The organism is Parafilimonas terrae, from assembly GCF_900115755.1.
Taxonomy (GTDB): Bacteria; Bacteroidota; Bacteroidia; order Chitinophagales; family Chitinophagaceae; genus Parafilimonas; species Parafilimonas terrae.
The window spans coordinates 46507-64810 of sequence record NZ_FOXQ01000012.1; the positions used below are offsets into that span (position 1 = coordinate 46507).

Genomic DNA, 18304 nt, shown 5'->3' on the forward strand with positions numbered 1-18304 from the left:
ATGCACCTCTTATGTAACAGTTTGAAACCATATACATTTCAATCCATTAAATTTGCACGGTTTTTTTCAACTCTTGCTATCATCACAAAATTGAAAACAGTTTATAATGGCAGATATATTTGAAAGGCTAATTAAAAATTATGGCCCTATTGGCGAACATCGCAACCGTTCCCACGGATATTACACTTTTCCAAAGCTGGAAGGAGAAATTGGCAACCGCATGCAGTTTCGCGGTAAAGAAGTAATTGTTTGGAGTTTAAATAACTACCTGGGGCTTGCCAACCACCCCGAAATACGCAAGGCAGATACAGAAGCTACGGCCGGTTTTGGCCTTGCCTACCCTATGGGCGCCCGCATGATGAGCGGCAACAGCATTTACCATGAACAGCTTGAAAAAGAACTGGCTGAATTTGAACATAAGGAAGACGCAATTCTTTTAAACTACGGCTACCAGGGCATTATGAGCGCTATTGATACGCTTTGCGGCCGGCACGATGTAATTGTGTACGACGCAGAATCGCATGCCTGTATTATTGACGGGCTAAGGCTGCACCCCGGCCACCGGTATGTGTACCGCCATAATGATGTGGAAGATTGCGAAAAGCAATTGCAGCGCGCCGTGGCGCTGGTTGAAAAACAAAAACAGGGCGGCATTTTAGTAATTACGGAAGGCGTGTTTGGCATGGCCGGAGACCAGGGCAAACTAAAAGAAATTGTGGCGCTGAAAGATAAATACCAGTTCAGGCTGCTGGTGGATGATGCGCATGGCTTTGGCACACTGGGCAAAACAGGCGCCGGCGCCGGCGAAGAGCAGGGCTGCCAGGATGGTATTGACCTTTACTTTTCCACTTTTGCCAAATCAATGGCTTCCATTGGCGCATTTATGGCCGGCCCCGTGGAAATTATAGATTTCATCCGCTATAACATTCGCTCGCAGATATTTGCCAAAAGCCTTCCCATGCCGTTTGTAATAGGCAATTTAAAAAGGCTTGCCATGCTGCGCTCCATGCCTGAATTAAAAGAAAGGCTTTGGAAGAATGCCCTTAAACTGCAAAACGGTTTAAAAGAAAAAGGGTTTGATATTGGCAAAACCGATTCGGTAGTTACACCGGTTTATATGAAAGGCGGCGTGCCCGAAGCCACTGCAATGGTTACCGACCTTCGCGAAAACTATGGCATATTTTGTTCTATAGTGGTTTACCCTGTAATTCCCAAAGGGCATATTATTTACCGCTTAATTCCCACGGCAGCGCATACCAATGAAGATATTGAAGCCACATTGAATGCCTTCAGCGAAACAAAACAGAAATTAGATGCCGGCGCTTATAAGGTGGAAGATATTGTGCAGATGGCAGAAGCGAGATGAGGGCCTGGTGTGAGTGATGAGCTGTGAGCAGGTATTATTATTAAGTTTTTAAAAAATATACAATAGTCAATGTTCAATAATCAATGTTCAATTATAAGCGTTCGCAAAATGATTATTGATTATTGAATATTAATTATTGAGCGTTACCAAACATTCTTATATACAAAAGAGGCCACGGCGGCCTCTTTTTATTTTCCGGTGGATTATTTGATTTTTAATTCAGCAAACCATTCCCTTATATTTGATTTTTTATGGAGAGCAGCAAAGCCACATTAACTAACATTCTTATTGAGCGTTCCGTAATCAATTCAAAACTGCTGGAAAGAGAGGTTATTATTGATGCTTATCTTCCCACTAATGTAATCGAACCGGAAAATATGAGCCTGCTGCTGATAAACGACGGGCAGGATTTGCCCAAAATGCCTTTTGAAGATATTTTAAATGATTTACTGCAGGAAAATAAGATAGAACCAGTGCTGTGCGTTGGCATTCATTGCGGCGAAAACCGTAAAATGGAATATGGCGTTGCCAGCCAGCCGGATTATAAAGGCCGTGGCGCAAAGGCCGGGGCTTATACCGATTTTGTTTTTACGGAATTATTGCCGCTTATACGCAAAACATACAATGTTCCGGAGTTTAAGGAGAAATCCTTTGCCGGTTTTTCGCTTGGCGGGCTGAGTGCGCTGGATATTGTATGGAACCATCCGCAGGAATTTGCCAATGTGGGCGTTTTCAGCGGCTCGCTGTGGTGGCGCAGTAAAGGTTATAATGAAGGCTATGATGATAACCGGCACCGCCTTATGCACAGGCAGGTAAAAGAAGGTGGTTATTATGCCTGGCTGAAGTTCTTTTTTGAATGCGGGGCTTTGGATGAAATTGCCGACCGCAATAAAAACGGCATTATTGATTCCATTGATGATACGCTTGACCTGATTGCAGAATTAGGTAAAAAAGGCTATACAAATGATTCGGTAAAATACCTTGAACTGGAAGGCGGCCATCACGATGTGCCAACTTGGGCGAGGGCTTTCCCTTATTTTTTGGAATGGGCCTGGCCTAAACAATAGGCATTTAATTCTTACAGTTCAAACCTCAGCAAAATAATTTGGTCAATTGGCCGTTAAACCCTGGACCAGGTAATTATCAGCTTAATTTATGGCTACATTCCGGAATAAGTTTGTGCTTATATTTGAAAATACAAAACTGCATTTTACGCTCTACAAATTTAATATCCATTTTATATGAGAAAAATCTCCAGTGCTGCCCTGTTTGCAATAACCATATTGTTTTTTGCTTCCTGCCAAAAAAGTATTGACGATACCAATGCTACCCCGCCCGACGATTCCACCGGTTCTCAAACGCCTTCGGCGGATGATCTTGTAAAAGATACCGTGCTGCTTATTTGCCAGGATGTGTATTTATGGAATACACAAATACCTGCAAATTTTGACGCCCGTTCTTATGCAAGCCCGGTTGAAGAAATGGAAGCTATTCGCCAGTACAGCCATGAAACCGGGTTTGCAGACCCGGTTGACCGTTTCAGTTTTGCTGTAAAACAGGATGAATGGGATAATGTGAGCACCGGCGTGGCGGAAGATTTTGGTATGAGTGTATTTTTTAACACGCCCACAGACCTGCGGGTGAAATATGCTGAAGTGGCATCGCCTTCAGGGATGGCTGGTATAAAGAGAGGGTGGCAGATATTAAAAATAAACGGCAATTCGCAGATTGACACAAATGCCGCTACCATTAACCGCATAGTGGATGCTGTATTTTACAGTGAAAGCACCAGGTTTACTTTTAAAAAACCCGATGGCAGTGCAACGGAACTTACGCTGCATGCCGGCACTTATCAAACGCACCCCATATTTGCAGATTCTGTGTACGCTGTAAACGGCAAACAAGTGGGTTACCTGGCACTTAATTCCTTCCTTGGTGATACAACGGCTATTTATACTGAGTTTAGTCGTATTTTCAGCGGCTTTCAGTCTAAAAATGTAAGTGAAATGATCGTTGACCTTCGCTATAATGGCGGCGGTTATGTAAGTATGGCCGAAAAACTGGCTAACTATCTTGCACCTGTGGCCAGTAACAACCAGGTGATGTACACAGAAACATTTAATGCCAACTATACTGATTTTAATACCACGGCGTTATATAAAAAGCTCGGGAGTTTAAATATTGATAAGATATATTTTATTGTTTCTGATAACACGGCATCAGCCAGCGAGTTATTAATAAATGCTTTAAGCCCTTTTGTGGAAGAAAAATTGGTTGGCCCGGCATATAACACTTATGGAAAACCGGTAGGTTTCTTCCCCATACCCGTGGGCGACTGGTACACTTTCCCTATTTCATTCAAAACGGTTAATAAAAATGGCTATGGTAATTATTTTGATGGTTTTACCATAGATCATCCCACCTGGGATGGGCTTGATAAGGATTGGGGAGATACAGAGGAGAATTGCCTGCATTCTGTTCTTACCTATATTCAAACGGGAGTATTTGGTTATGCTAATAATGGTAATGGCAATATATCCAATGCAGCAGTTAGCAGAAATGTAAGGGCTATTAATAAAAAAATACAGTCGAGGACTGTATTTACAGGCGCCGTTGCAAAAGAAAAATTACTGCGCAGATAAATTCTGTTTGCATATAAAAAAGCTCCTGGTTCAGGGGCTTTTTTTCTTTTTAAACCGGCAATTTTTTTCTTGCTTAATGGCAATAGTGGCAGAATCTTTTATAACAAATTGAGTGCTGTCTGAAATCTTCTTTTTTAAGTTAGCTATATATACATCGGCTTTGGCAGCTTGCTCCTTCTGCATCGGGCTCATTCTTTTCTCAGTGGTTTGGGCGTTTGCCATTACTGCTGAAAATAGAAGGAATATAATTGATAAAAGTATTTTGTTCATGTTTTTAAGACTTAGCTGCAAGAGTAAAGTAATGGTATCGCAGAATTTTAACAGTATTTAAATCGAAATTTTAAGTGGCGGATGCAGAAAAAGCATTGCCGGTAAAATCAGAAGTTATCTTCGGCCTAAATTTTAAGAAGGCTTTGCAATAAAAACAAATTTTTTTGGCAAATTATATTACCTTTGCCGACTTATGTTTTTTGGAGTATTGAACCGCCTTTCGCTTTTCATTTTTACATCATCACAAACAATTAATTGTTATTTGGCAATAGCTAAGTAAAGTTATGTTGCCCAAAGGAGTTGATCCGCCGCGGCAGAATGCCATGAAATACTAAAGCCGGTAACCAAAAATTCAAAAAACAAATCATCAGAAAAATTGAAATTTCAATATGGCTATCAAAAAAGAAAATCGTCCCAAAGCCAATTTTTCAAAAATAACTATTGGTCTTGCCTCTCCCGATAGTATTTTGGAACGCAGCTTTGGTGAAGTTTTAAAACCTGAAACTATCAATTACCGCACCTACAAGCCAGAGCGCGATGGTTTGTTTTGTGAGCGCATTTTCGGACCTGTAAAAGATTACGAGTGCGCCTGCGGCAAGTATAAAAGAATCAGGTACAAAGGCATTGTTTGCGACCGTTGCGGTGTAGAGGTAACTGAAAAGAAAGTTCGCCGTGAAAGAATGGGGCATATTAAGCTGGTGGTACCGGTAGTACACATTTGGTACTTCAAAAGCCTTCCCAACAAAATCGGATACTTATTGGGCGTAAGCTCTAAAAAGCTTGAAACAATTGTGTATTACGAAAGATATGCAGTTATTCAGCCGGGTATTCGTGAAGATAAAGGTTTGCAAACCGGCGATCTTTTAACGGAAGAAGAATACCTTGACATAATTGATAACCTGCCAAAAGACAATCAATACCTGCCGGATGAAGACCCGCAGAAGTTTATTGCCAAGATGGGTGCTGAGGCTGTGCATGACCTGCTGGCCCGCATTAACCTGGATGAACTTAGCTATACTTTAAGAAACGCTGCAGCTAATGAAACTTCCCAGCAACGTAAAGCAGATGCTTTAAAGCGTTTGAGCGTGGTGGAAGCTTTTCGTGATGCCGGCACAAGAATCAGCAACAATCCTGAATGGATGGTAATGCAATATATACCGGTTATTCCGCCGGAATTGCGTCCGCTGGTTCCTTTGGATGGCGGCCGTTTTGCATCTTCTGACCTGAACGATCTTTACCGCCGTGTAATCATCCGTAACAACCGTTTAAAACGCTTGCTGGAAATTAAAGCGCCTGAGGTAATCTTACGTAACGAAAAGCGTATGCTGCAGGAAGCTGTTGACAGCCTGTTTGATAACTCAAGAAAATCAAACGCCGTTAAAGCTGAAGGTGGCCGCGCCTTAAAATCTCTGAGTGATGTGCTGAAAGGCAAGCAAGGCCGTTTCCGCCAGAACCTGTTGGGTAAACGTGTTGACTATTCAGGCCGTTCTGTAATCGTGGTGGGCCCTGAATTGAAAATGCACGAGTGCGGTTTACCAAAAGATATGGCTGCTGAGTTGTTTAAGCCATTTATCATTAGAAAATTAATTGAAAGGGGTATTGTAAAAACAGTAAAATCTGCCAAGAAATTAGTGGACAGAAAGGATGCTGTTGTTTGGGATATTCTTGAAAATATATTGAAAGGGCACCCGGTTATGCTTAACCGCGCCCCCACGCTTCACCGTTTATCCATCCAGGCTTTTCAGCCTAAACTGGTAGAAGGTAAAGCGATACAATTGCACCCGTTGGTAACCACAGCGTTCAACGCCGACTTTGATGGTGACCAGATGGCGGTGCATGTTCCGTTGAGCAATGCCGCCATTTTGGAAGCACAGTTATTAATGTTGTCTTCGCATAACATTCTTAACCCGCAAAACGGCACACCAATCACCCTTCCTTCACAGGACATGGTATTGGGCCTTTATTATATTACAAAAGGTAAAAAAGGTACGCCGGAAGAACCTGTAAAAGGTGAAGGCAAAGCTTTCTACAGCCTTGAAGAAGTAATGATTGCCTACAACGAAGGCAAAGTTGATCTTCATGCACACATTAAAGTGCGCACGGAAGTACGCGAAAAGAATGGCAACATTGTTAAAAAACTAATTGAAACAACTGTTGGCCGCGTAATGTTTAACCAGTTTGTTCCGCAGGAAGTTGGTTACATCAATGCATTACTAACCAAGAAAAACCTTCGTGAAATTATCGGTGATATCATCAAAATAACAGATATTCCAAAATCTGCGAAATTCCTTGATGATATTAAAACCCTTGGTTTCCGCATGGCCTTCCGCGGCGGCTTAAGCTTCAGTGTAAACGATTTGATTGTACCTGATGTAAGGAGCGAAATGATCGAAAATGCAAAATCTGAAGTGGAAGACATACGCGAAAGCTATAACATGGGCCTTATCACCAATAATGAAAGGTATAACCAGGTTATTGATATATGGGGCCGCGTGGATATGCGCATTACCGAATCGCTGATCCAGGAAATGGCAAGAGATAAACACGGTTTCAACTCTGTTTATATGATGCTTGATTCCGGCGCCCGTGGTTCTAAAACACAGGTAAAACAGCTTGTAGGTATCCGCGGATTGATGGCGAAACCAAGAAAAAGCGGCTCTACCGGTTCTGAAGTAATTGAAAACCCGATTCTTTCCAACTTTAAAGGCGGCTTGAACGTATTGGATTACTTTATCTCAACACACGGCGCCCGTAAAGGTTTGGCCGATACTGCGTTGAAAACAGCTGATGCCGGTTACTTAACACGTCGTTTGGTGGATGTGGCGCAGGATGTGGTTATATCTGAAGAAGATTGTGGCACATTGCGCGGCATTGCAACATCAGCATTAAAAGATAATGAAGAGGTAATTGAGTCTTTAGGCGACCGCATACAGGGCCGTACTTCATTACATGACGTATATGATCCGCATACAGAAGAACTGATTATTAAAGCGGGTGAAGAAATTTCTCCTGAAGTTGCTAAACGCATTGATGAATCAGGCATTGAAAGCGTTGAAATTCGTTCAGTATTAACCTGCGAAAGCAAACGTGGTGTGTGTGTAAAATGTTATGGTAAAAACCTTGCTACCGGTTACTTGGCGCAGCGTGGTGATGCAGTAGGCATTATCGCCGCACAGTCAATTGGTGAGCCGGGCACACAGCTTACACTGCGTACCTTCCACGTAGGTGGTGTTGCAGGTGGTGCTTCTATTGAATCTGCATTAACTGCAAAATTTGACGGTACCATTCATTTTGATGGATTGCGCAGTGTTCAGGCAGTAAACAACGAAGGCAATAAAATACAGGTTGTAATTGGCCGTACAGGTGAAGTGCGTATCATGGATATGAAAAACGACCGCCTGCTTATTACCAATAACATTCCTTACGGTTCTGTGCTTGCAGTAAAAGACGGGCAGGAAGTGAAGAAAGGCGATACTATCTGTACATGGGATCCATTCAACAATGTTGTTGTTGCTGAAATTCCAGGTACGGTTAAGTTTGAAAATGTACTGGAAGGTATCACTTACCGCGAAGAAGCTGATGAACAAACAGGCCACCGCGATAAAGTGGTTATCGAAACAAAAGATAAAACCAAGATACCTTCAATAATGGTTGAAGGAGCAAAGGATACAAAATCTTATAACCTGCCGGTTGGCAGCCGCTTGATCCTTGAAGAAGGCGATGCGGTAGCTGCGGGCGATGTAATTGTAAAAATACCGAGAACGCTTCGTAAATCAGGCGATATCACAGGGGGTCTTCCACGTGTAACGGAATTGTTCGAAGCAAGAAACCCGAGCAATCCTGCCATTGTTTCTGAAATTGACGGTGTGGTAGCTTTTGGTAATGTAAAACGCGGTAACCGTGAGATCATCGTGGAAGCAAGGGATGGTATTATCAAAAAATACCTCGTTCCGCTTACAAGGCAAATTCTTGTTCAGGATGGCGACTTTGTAAAAGCCGGAACACCGCTGAGTGACGGGCAAATTGCACCTGCTGACATTCTAGCAATTAAAGGGCCTTTTGCCGTTCAGGAATATGTTGTGAATGAAATACAGGAAGTTTACCGTTTGCAGGGTGTGCGTATTAACGACAAGCACATTGAAGTTATCGTTCGCCAGATGATGAAGAAAATTGAAATTGTAGATGCAGGCGACAGCAAATTCCTGGAAGAAGATTTAGAAGACAGGTTTGACTTCATTGAAGAAAATGACCGCCTCTTTGAAAAGAAAGTGGTTACTGATGCAGGTGAAAGCTCAAAACTCCGCTCAGGCCAGATTATCTCGCTGCGTGAATTAAGGGAAGAAAACTCTGTTTTGCGCCGTTCAGATAAGAAGCTGGTGGAAGTGAGGGACGCCGAACCCGCAACTGCAAGGCCCGTTCTTCTTGGTATTACAAAAGCTTCCCTGGGTGTGCAAAGCTGGATATCAGCCGCATCATTCCAGGAAACAACCAAAGTATTAAGTTCTGCAGCCATAAACGGCAAGAGCGATGACATGCTTGGTTTGAAAGAAAACGTAATTACCGGTCACTTAATTCCTGCAGGCAGTGGTTTACGTGAATTTGAAAATATGATTGTAGGAAGCAAGGAAGAATATGAATTACTCACCACTACACGTGAGGCAATGAATTTTGATGAAGAAGAGTAATTGTTCAAATCAATAAAAGAAAAAGCAGGGAGCGAAAGTTTCCTGCTTTTTTGTTTTATAGCGATGGATACCTACAGGTTCTGTTACTCCACTTTCTTCAGCAAAACAATATAGGTAGGAAAATGATCGCTGTAGCCGCCACGAAAAACATTACCATCCCACGTGCGCATTGGATAGCCCTTGTATTTTCCTGTATTTTCAACCATAAATTCTTTATTAAAAATATGCGGCTGAAAAAAGAAATAACCCTGCTGGTTTTTATCAAGCCAGGCATAGCTTATAATGATCTGGTCAAATAACCCCCATGCATCCTGGTAAGCCAGCGTACCAATTCCTCTTTTATATAAATCAACCCAGGGATTATATAAACCTCCGGGTTTTACATCCGCTATTTTTCCTGTTGCACCTAATACTTTTGTAATGCTTTCATTTATTGGATCATCATTTAAATCGCCCATAACAATAATCTTTGCGCCGGGTTTATATTTTTCAATCGAATCAATAAAATTTCGGTTCACCTGTGCTGCTGCAAAACGCCCCGGCGCACTGCGCTGTTCACCTCCCACCCTGCTTGGCCAGTGATTGACAAACACATAAACCGTGTCGCCATTTAAAATGCCCTTCACCCATAAAACATCCCGGGTATAAGCGCTTGTCTTGGCGCCTTCAGGCAAAGGCACAAACAACTTCCTGCTGTTAAGCACAGTAAAGTATTTCGGATTATAAAGAAGTGCAACATCAACGCCGCGGATATCCCTTGAATCATAATGCACAATTCCATAATTACGGTCTTTTAATAAAGGATGATGAATAAGATCGTTTAACACCGTATCATTTTCTATTTCAGCAATGCCTATAAAAGCAAAGCCATCGGGATTGATATCTGTCCCTATCTGTGAGATAACCGTAGCCAGGCGCAGCACCTTTGCCTGATAAACTTTGCTGTTATAATGCTTTACGCCGCCCGGCAAAAAATCTTCATCATTTATTTTGGGATTATTGATAGTATCAAAAAAGTTTTCCAGGTTATAAAAAGCTATAACAGCAGGTTTGTAATGCTGGGTTTGGGCATCAGTAATTTTAAAAAGAAGGATTGCAATCAGCAGTAATAAAACAGTTTTCATTTTAAGGTGTTTAGATTTTTTAAGGACGCACGTTAACAGCAATTTAAATAACTGTATTGAAATTGAAAAAATATATCTTAGATTTGAGTAACCCAAAATCTGACCTTATGTTACGCAACCTTCTAACCGCCGCGCTCCTGAATATTCCTTTTTATGTTTCTGCACAACAGGGTATTACAGATTCGATTCCCGCTGTAGATTCAATTCCCATACAGGAATTAAAAGATGATATTATTGATAACATTCCCGTCATCACACTTGATGATAATGAGCTAGGCGATGCAGGCACACAAAATATATCTTCTTTATTAACCGCTGGCCGCGACCCGTTTTATAATGCAGCTACATTTAATTTCAGTGTGGCAAGGTTTCGCATTCGCGGCTACAATGCAGATAATTCGGCCACTTATATTAATGGCGTTCCCATGGATAACCTTGACAATGGTTATACGCCTTTTGGCTTATGGGGCGGTTTGAATGACGTATTCCGCAACCGCGACATCAACTTTGGTATTCGTTATAATACGTTTGCTTTTGGCGATATTGGCAACTCAACCAATATTGATGTGCGGGCCAGTAAACAAAGGCAACAAACCAGTATTGGTTATGCTTTATCAAACAGAAGTTATGATCACCGCATCATTTTTACGCACAGCACCGGCATAAATAAAAAAGGCTGGGCCTTTACTGTTTCCGGAAGCTGGCGTTATGCAGATGAAGGTTATGTGCCAGGCTCTTATTTTAATGGTTACAGCTGGTTTATAGCAATTGATAAAAAGTTAGGCCAAAAACAAATATTATCTTTTATAGCTTTTGCTTCTCCGGCAGAAAGCGGCAGGCAAAGCGCTTCCACGCAGGAGATGATTGATATTGCCGGAACGCACTATTATAATCCGTCGTGGGGCTATCAAAACGGCAAAAAAAGAAGTGCCAATATCAGTAAAGTAAATCAGCCTGTAATGCTGCTTACACACGATTTTCGCATCAGCAATAAAACCAATCTTACTACATCGCTGAGCTATGTTTTTGGAGAACGTTCTTATTCATCGCTTGATTGGTATAATACACCAGACCCGCGGCCTGATTATTATCGCTACCTGCCTTCTTATTATAAAAATGATCCTTATCAGCAACAACAGGTTTATGATAACCTTAAAAATAATGAAGCAGCAAGGCAAATTAATTGGGATAACCTATACAATGTCAATCGTTATAATTCTGTCTCAATCAAGAATGCAAATGGCATTGAAGGCAACACAATAACCGGTAACCGCTCTTATTACATACAAGGTGAAAGAGTAACCAATAGCAGGCGCATCATTTTTAATGCCGTACTAAATTCAAGTTTAAGTAATCATATTGATTTCACTGCTGGTGAAAGTTACCAGTCAACCAACAATAATTATTTCCAGCGTATAAAAGATTTATTAGGCGGTAGTTTTTGGATTAATGTAAACCAGTTTGCACAAAGGGAATTCCCGACAGATAACAATGCTTATCAAAATGATTTGAACCATCCCAACCGCATTGTAAAAGCAAGTGATAAATACGGCTATAATTATAATATAAAGATTGATAAAGCCACAGTTTGGAGCCAGTTTGTTTTCAGGTTTCCGCACATTGATTTTTTTATTGCCGGCGAAGGTTCGCAAACAATTTTTAGAAGAATTGGCAATGTAAAGAATGGATTATTCCCTGATAATTCCTACGGAAAATCTTCACCTAATCTTTTCTATAATTATGCTGTAAAAGGTGGCCTTACTTATAAAATAAACGGCAGGAATTATTTGTATTTAAGTGGCGCAATACTTACCCGCGCCCCTTATTTTGAAGATGCATACATATCGCCGCGAACAAGGGATTTTACACAGGATAGTTTGCGAAGTGAAGCCATTCAAACACTGGAAGGTGGTTATATTTTAAATGCGCCCAGGTTTAAAATCCATTTGATTGGTTATTACACACAAATGAAACATGCATTTAATGTACTTACTTTTTATCACGACGAATACCAGGATTTTGTAAACTATGCTTTAAGCAATATTGATAAATTATATTTTGGAAGTGAGTTTGGCTTTGAAGCAACCGTTGCCCGCAATATAACAATCAGCGGCGCCGCTGCTGTTGGAAGATATTATTATAATAGCCGCCAGCAGGCTATAACGATAGTTGATAATACGGCAACCATCTTAAATAAAGAAACAGTTTATGCAAACAATTACCGCATTCCGTCAACACCGCAAGAAGCTTATAGTTTTACTGTCACTTACCGTTCACCTAAATTTTGGATGATAAGTTTAACCGGTAATTATTTTGATTATATATGGCTTGATTTTAACCCGCTCCGAAGAACAGCGCTGGCCACTGAAAACCTCGATGCAAAGAGTGAGCTTTTTTATAAAGTGATTGACCAGCAACGATTAGATGCACAATATACGATTGATGTATTTGCCGGTTATTCATGGCGCATTCCGCATGCATACATTGGATCAGGCTTTCACAAGAAACCTGTGTATCTGGCTATGTATGCCGACATCAGCAATATGCTCAATAACAAGGATATTATTTCAGGCGGCTATGAACAATTGCGTTATGATTATTCAACATCAGACATAAATAAATTTCCGCCTAAATATTATTACGCTTATGGATTGAATTATTTCGCAAGTATCGCCTTACGTTTTTAAAATCACCAAAAACTCTTGTATGAAAACATCAGCCTTACTCATCTGCATTGCATTTGCAATTATTTCCTGCAACAAAAAATTTGACGAGCCGCCGGCTTATGCAGCGCCGAACCTCAAACCAACATTAACTATTGCACAATTGAAAGCCATGCACACAACCGGCAGTTCTGAAAGCATTACCACAGATGATATAATTGAAGGCATTGTAATTGCCAACGATTCATCAGGCAATTTTTATAAACAAATAATTATTGAAGACACAACTGCAGGCATTGCTATAAATATTGATGATTACAATTTATATACATCTTACCCTGTTGGCAGAAATGTTTTTATAAAACTAAATGGTTTGATATTATACGATGATAACAGGCTGATTGCAATTGGTTCCGGCAAAGATGGAAACAATAATATTAATGCCATTGCAGCGCCGTTGAAAAACCAATACATAATTAAAGGTGCAAACAATGTTCCGGCCTTGCCAAAAATTATTGATGTAAGCGATTTGAATGACAGCTATCAAAACATGCTGATACAATTAACGAACATGGAATTTAGTGAAGCCGACACCGGTAAAACGTATGCTGACACTTCGGCTTCTAAAAACACCGTAAATTTTATATTGAAGAATTGCAGCAATAAAAGCATTACGCTGCGCAACAGCGGCTTTGCAAATTTTGCGGGCATTAACGTTCCCAATGGCAATGGAAATATTACCTGCATTTATTCGGTGTATAATACAAGCAGGCAGGTTCTTATACGCGATACAAGCGATGTGCAGTTTAACGGAACACGTTGCAACGGCGGGCCTGCCGTTCAAACATCCATTGCAAATATTCGCAGCATGTATAAAGGGCACGATATAAAACTGGGCGCTTATAAAATTGGAGGTGTTGTAATATCAGATGCAGTTAATAAAAACATCGCTAATGGCAATGTTGTTTTGCAGGATGGCAATGCAGGTATATCGGTTTATTTTGGCGGAACAATAACGTATAATATTGGCGATTCAATTGTGCTGGATGTAACCGGCGATTCATTGCAAAACTATAATGGCTCACTTGAAATTAAAACGGCATCGGGCACTATAAAACCCGATCCTGTTGCTACCGGTAAAACTGTTATTCCCCAACAGCTTTCTATTGCACAACTCAATTCAAACCTGCCAGATATTGAATACACTTTAATCAAAATTGTAAATGCAACAGCAAGCGGCGGCACAACTTATTCAGGCAGCAAAACGTTAACTGATGCTTCGGGAAGTATTACTTTATTTACATCTTCATCTGCCAGCTTTGCCAACGATAATTTGCCAACGGAAGAAAACGATTGGATTGGTTTTGGCAAATTTTTCGGCAATACCAAAGAATTTACTATCCGCAATACAACTGATGTAACAACAAGCGGCGGTAACAATAATGGCGATGGTATTGAATTAACAGCATCGCCATTTACCTTAAACTTCGATAACATAGCAGCAGGATTACCACAGGGTGTATTTGTAAAAACAGCTTCTTCATCCACATCTGTTGGTGCTGATGGCGTTTATAGTGGCAACCAGTCTTCATGGAGCAACACGTCATCCGGCTTTAAAAATTATGCAAGCGCAACCAGCTTAAATGCAGCAAGCAGTTCAACAGAGCAGAATGCTTCAACCAACCGGGCATTGGGTGTTAAACAAACCGGTTCCACTGGTTTCGATCCGGGCGCCGCGTTTCTATTTGAAATAAACAATACAACCGGCAAAACCAATATCAGTTTAAATTTTTTACTTCAATCTTTAGCTGATGGCGTTGGCCGCACAACCACCTGGCAGGTTGATTATGCAATTGGAGATAATCCAAATACTTTTATCCCTGCAACAACATCACCATCATCAATAACAACGGGCACAGTTTTCAGCAGTACGCCTGTAACGGTAAATTTTGGAACTGCTTTAGATAATCAAAATTCCAAAGTCTGGATCCGTATTGTTACACTAAGCGCCACAACCGGCAGCGGCAGCAGGGCTTCTACTGGTATTGATGATGTGGAGATAAAATGGAATTGAAGCTATAAGAACAAGCTGCTTAAAAATAATTTTTCTTATGGTTGTCGCGGATGCTGCAAGTTTTCATTGGCATGGCGAAGCCGGTCTGATGGATGGTTTGGAAGATTTTATTCATAGTCCTTGTTCCCTGGCCAGACCACTTCGCGGGACGGCCGGCTAAAAATATTCAGCATCATCCGGCATCATTTTTATTTTGCCGGAGCTTTCATATTTCCGGTATTTATCAGAAACATCTTTTGATTGCTTTTGATGATTGATATATAAATCGCCGTCTTTCCATTCAATATTATAGCCCTTCTTTTTATCAATTAAACCATCGCCTGCAAGTGCATCAGTAAAATCTTTCATTTGCTGCAGCTTTACTTTTGCTTTTTCAATACTGATTTTTGCATTGGCCATTGCATCATTAATTTGCTGCTGTAATTTTTCGCCATTAAACTGCGATTTAAATTCTTCACGCTTAAACTTTTCCTGTAATGCCTGCATATCTTTCTGCATTTTAGTAAAATCAACTTTTGCAATTTGTGCCCGCGCTTTTTGTATGGAAACATTGGCATCCTGCTGAACCTTGTCCCAATTAATTTTATCAATATTTTCCTTCACCTGTTTTTCCATTGCTTTAAAATCTATTGAGGAAAGCGCTCTGGTAATTTCTTTATCCACATCAATCTTTATCTCTTTCATTTGCTTGTTAAGCTTTGCCATGTTTTCGTTAAGCGCTTCTATTGCCTTATCAAAATCTTTTGTATTGTTTTCAGGCAGCGTGTCGGTTTTATTAACAGTTTCAGGCATCTTTCTGTTAGCATAATTATACATGCATGGGTTTTCCCAGGAACAAAGCAGCAAAGCTGTTGCAGGCAGCACGAATAACCGTATTCTAAAAATTTGCAGGAATATCTTTTTCATATTTGTGTGGTTTTGATTAACGAAATTTTTCGTACATCAAACATACGAACATACTCGTACAATGTCACAACCATTATTTTCTTTAAGAAAACTTAAACAAATAATAAAAGCTAAACTTGCGAAAGAAAAGGCGTTATAGTGAAAGTTTTGCCGCCGGTGTTAAAATGCGGGCCTCAAATACCCGCTCAAAATTTTTAACCAGCTTTTCTTTCACTTCGTTCATATCAACGGCATATCCAAGTTCTTTTTGCATGGAGGTTACCTGCTTATCCTGTATGCCGCAAGGTGTAATAAAATTAAAGTAATTAAGATCCACATTTACGTTTAAAGCAAAACCATGCATAGTTATCCAACGGCTGCAGCGAATGCCCATTGCGCAAATTTTTCTTTCCTTTCCTTTGATGGCTGCATCAAGCCAAACGCCCGTTTCGCCTTTGCTCCTCTCTCCTTTCAGGCCATATTCACCAATGGTTAAAATAATCACTTCTTCAAGGCTGCGCAAATACCAGCCAAGATCAGTTTTATAATTATCGAGGTCTAAAACAGGATAGCCAACGAGTTGCTCCGGCCCGTGAAAAGTAATGTCACCGCCCCTGTTTATATGAAAATATTCAATGCCCTTTGATGCAAGCATCTGCTCATTGATGAGCAGGTTTTTTTCTTTTCCATTTTTACCAAGTGTATAAACAGGATTATGTTCAACGAACAGCAAATAATCAGGCTGGTTTAAATTTTCCTGCTTTGCCTTTATTTTTTGCTGAAGCAATTCTTCCTGGTAATCCCAGGTTTCTTTATAAGCGCGGCGGCCTAAATCCTGCAAAATAATTTCATGCATGCCGCAAAATTACGATAAGTGATGAAGCAACTTATTTTTGCAGCCATGAACAATGATGAAGAGGTTATAAAAGAAGAGCCCGCAGAAGAATTATATGAGCGTAAAACGTTTAAAGTGGATGCCGGCCAGGAACCTTTGCGCATTGACAGATGGGTGCAGCAGCGTGTTGAAAATGCCAGCCGTAATAAAGTGCAGCAGGCAATTGATGCTGCATTCTTAACTGTTAACGGCAAAGCTGTAAAAAGCAATTATAAAGTAAAACCAGGCGATAATATTCTTTTAATGAGCCTGGTAAACCCCGATCATACAGAAGTAAAAGCGGAAAATATTCCTTTAAATATTGTGTATGAAGATGATGATGTGATGGTATTAAACAAGCCGCCTAATATGGTTGTTCATCCGGGCGTTGGTAATTATACCGGCACTTTATTAAATGGCATTGCTTATTATTTGCTGCAGCAAAAGCCAGGCATAACAGAAGATGATTTACCAAGATATGGCCTCGTTCATAGAATAGATAAAAACACTACCGGCCTTATTGTGCTTGCTAAAACAGCACAAGCTGCAGCGCATCTTGCCAAACAGTTTTTTAACCATACGGTTTCAAGAAAATACACTGCTGTGGTTTGGGGCAATGTAGAAAGCGATGAAGGAACAGTTGTGGCGCATGTAGGCCGGCATTTGCGGCATCGCAAAATGTTTGACGCTTACCCTGAAGGCGATCACGGCAAACATGCCATTACACATTATAAAGTGATTGAACGGTTTAATTATGTAACGGAAGTTGAATGCAGGCTTGAAACAGGCCGCACACACCAGATACGCGTGCACATGAAACATATCGGCCACACTTTATTTAACGACCGGGAATATGGCGGCGATAAGATTTTGAAAGGAACGATTTATACGAAGTATAAACAATTCGTTGAAAACTGTTTTGAAGTTTGCCCTCGTGTAGCCTTACATGCAGCCACGCTCGGCTTCATTCATCCCAAAACAAATAAAGAGTTATTTTTTGAAGCGCCCCTGCCGGATGATATGCGGCTGCTGATTGAGAAGTGGAGGAATTATACAAACAAAAATTAACCGGCAAAAACTAACATCATAAAACAACAGTTTATTGCCGGCCATTACTATTGAAAAAGGCTTTAAAAACCCTCAGCTATTTTTCATTCAGCCCCTTCAAATATTCATAAATATCTTTCCAGTTAGTAGTTTCAAGCGCCAGTGCTGTTTCACGCAATACCTCAACAGAATCGGTTATTTCCTTCATGCCGAGGCCTTCGTTACGATGTATCCAAAGACACTTGCAACCCATATTTTTTGCCAACTGAACATCGGTTATCCTGTCGCCGATAACAAAAGAATTAGGCACATCATAATTAGGATCGTCTAAGTAATGCTTTATTAAACCAATGCGCGGTTTGCGGTTTGGCGATTTCTCATGCTTGAAAGACGGATCAAAATATGTTGCACTGAAATTAATGCCTTCATTTTCAAAACTCTTCATTATAAAATCCTGTATCGGCTGAAAATGGCTGTATGGAAATGATTCCGTGCCCAAACCATCCTGGTTGCTTACAACTACCAGCTCATAATCCAGTTCAGTTGCAATCAGGTTAAGATATTTAAATACATACGGAAAAAACTGGAGTTTATCCCAGCTATCAATATTGCCCCCTTTGGGTTCAATAATTAATGTACCATCGCGGTCGATAAATAAAAGTTTCTTTGCCATG

Annotated in this window: 12 protein-coding genes; 7 read left to right on the forward strand and 5 right to left on the reverse strand. The window is 40.6% G+C overall.

The window, feature by feature from the left end; genetic code table 11:
- The first annotated feature begins 106 nt into the window (after positions 1 to 106).
- The 3 genes from BM015_RS16890 to BM015_RS16900 all read left to right on the forward strand — a co-directional run bounded on the left by BM015_RS16890 (position 107) and on the right by BM015_RS16900 (position 4008).
- Positions 107 to 1366, forward strand: a complete 1260-nt coding sequence (locus BM015_RS16890; RefSeq protein WP_090661312.1) for an aminotransferase class I/II-fold pyridoxal phosphate-dependent enzyme — start codon at positions 107 to 109, stop codon at positions 1364 to 1366.
- 251 nt (positions 1367 to 1617) lie between these two features.
- Positions 1618 to 2433 carry an alpha/beta hydrolase gene (locus tag BM015_RS16895; protein ID WP_090661314.1) on the forward strand — a complete coding sequence of 272 codons (816 nt, stop codon included), beginning with the start codon at positions 1618 to 1620 and terminating at the stop codon, positions 2431 to 2433.
- Between the two features lie 174 nt (positions 2434 to 2607).
- Positions 2608 to 4008, forward strand: coding sequence for a S41 family peptidase (locus BM015_RS16900; RefSeq protein ID WP_090661317.1), 1401 nt, complete (start codon positions 2608 to 2610; stop codon positions 4006 to 4008).
- Between the two features lie 30 nt (positions 4009 to 4038).
- Here BM015_RS16900 and BM015_RS16905 read toward each other — a convergent pair whose 3' ends face one another.
- Positions 4039 to 4278, reverse strand: a complete 240-nt coding sequence (locus BM015_RS16905; protein WP_090661320.1) for a hypothetical protein — start codon at positions 4276 to 4278, stop codon at positions 4039 to 4041.
- Between the two features lie 389 nt (positions 4279 to 4667).
- On the opposite strand from BM015_RS16905, the gene rpoC reads away from it, so the two are divergent.
- Positions 4668 to 8963 carry a DNA-directed RNA polymerase subunit beta' gene (gene rpoC / locus BM015_RS16910; RefSeq protein WP_090661323.1) on the forward strand — a complete coding sequence of 1432 codons (4296 nt, stop codon included), beginning with the start codon at positions 4668 to 4670 and terminating at the stop codon, positions 8961 to 8963.
- Between the two features lie 83 nt (positions 8964 to 9046).
- Here the strand turns inward: rpoC and BM015_RS16915 are convergent, their stop codons facing one another.
- Positions 9047 to 10087, reverse strand: a complete 1041-nt coding sequence (locus tag BM015_RS16915; protein ID WP_090661326.1) for an endonuclease/exonuclease/phosphatase family protein — start codon at positions 10085 to 10087, stop codon at positions 9047 to 9049.
- Between the two features lie 107 nt (positions 10088 to 10194).
- On the opposite strand from BM015_RS16915, the gene BM015_RS16920 reads away from it, so the two are divergent.
- Positions 10195 to 12774 carry a TonB-dependent receptor gene (locus tag BM015_RS16920; RefSeq protein ID WP_143075906.1) on the forward strand — a complete coding sequence of 860 codons (2580 nt, stop codon included), beginning with the start codon at positions 10195 to 10197 and terminating at the stop codon, positions 12772 to 12774.
- Between the two features lie 19 nt (positions 12775 to 12793).
- Positions 12794 to 14824: a DUF5689 domain-containing protein gene (locus BM015_RS16925; RefSeq protein ID WP_090661332.1), complete on the forward strand. Its 2031-nt coding sequence runs from the start codon at positions 12794 to 12796 to the stop codon at positions 14822 to 14824.
- Positions 14825 to 14980: 156 nt separating this feature from the next.
- Here the strand turns inward: BM015_RS16925 and BM015_RS16930 are convergent, their stop codons facing one another.
- Positions 14981 to 15730 (reverse strand): hypothetical protein, encoded by a 750-nt coding sequence (locus BM015_RS16930; protein WP_143075907.1) that lies wholly within the window; start codon positions 15728 to 15730, stop codon positions 14981 to 14983.
- Positions 15731 to 15863: 133 nt separating this feature from the next.
- A complete protein-coding gene (lipB, locus tag BM015_RS16935; protein WP_090661338.1) occupies positions 15864 to 16565 on the reverse strand; it encodes a lipoyl(octanoyl) transferase LipB in 702 nt (233 codons plus the stop codon).
- A gap of 21 nt (positions 16566 to 16586) precedes the next feature.
- On the opposite strand from lipB, the gene BM015_RS16940 reads away from it, so the two are divergent.
- Entirely contained in the window at positions 16587 to 17651 is a 1065-nt protein-coding gene (locus BM015_RS16940) for an RluA family pseudouridine synthase (RefSeq protein ID WP_245751468.1), read from the forward strand.
- Between the two features lie 76 nt (positions 17652 to 17727).
- On the opposite strand, the gene hisB is transcribed toward BM015_RS16940, so the two are convergent.
- Positions 17728 to 18303, reverse strand: a complete 576-nt coding sequence (gene hisB, locus BM015_RS16945) for a histidinol-phosphatase (protein WP_090661341.1) — start codon at positions 18301 to 18303, stop codon at positions 17728 to 17730.
- Position 18304: the final 1 nt, after the last annotated feature.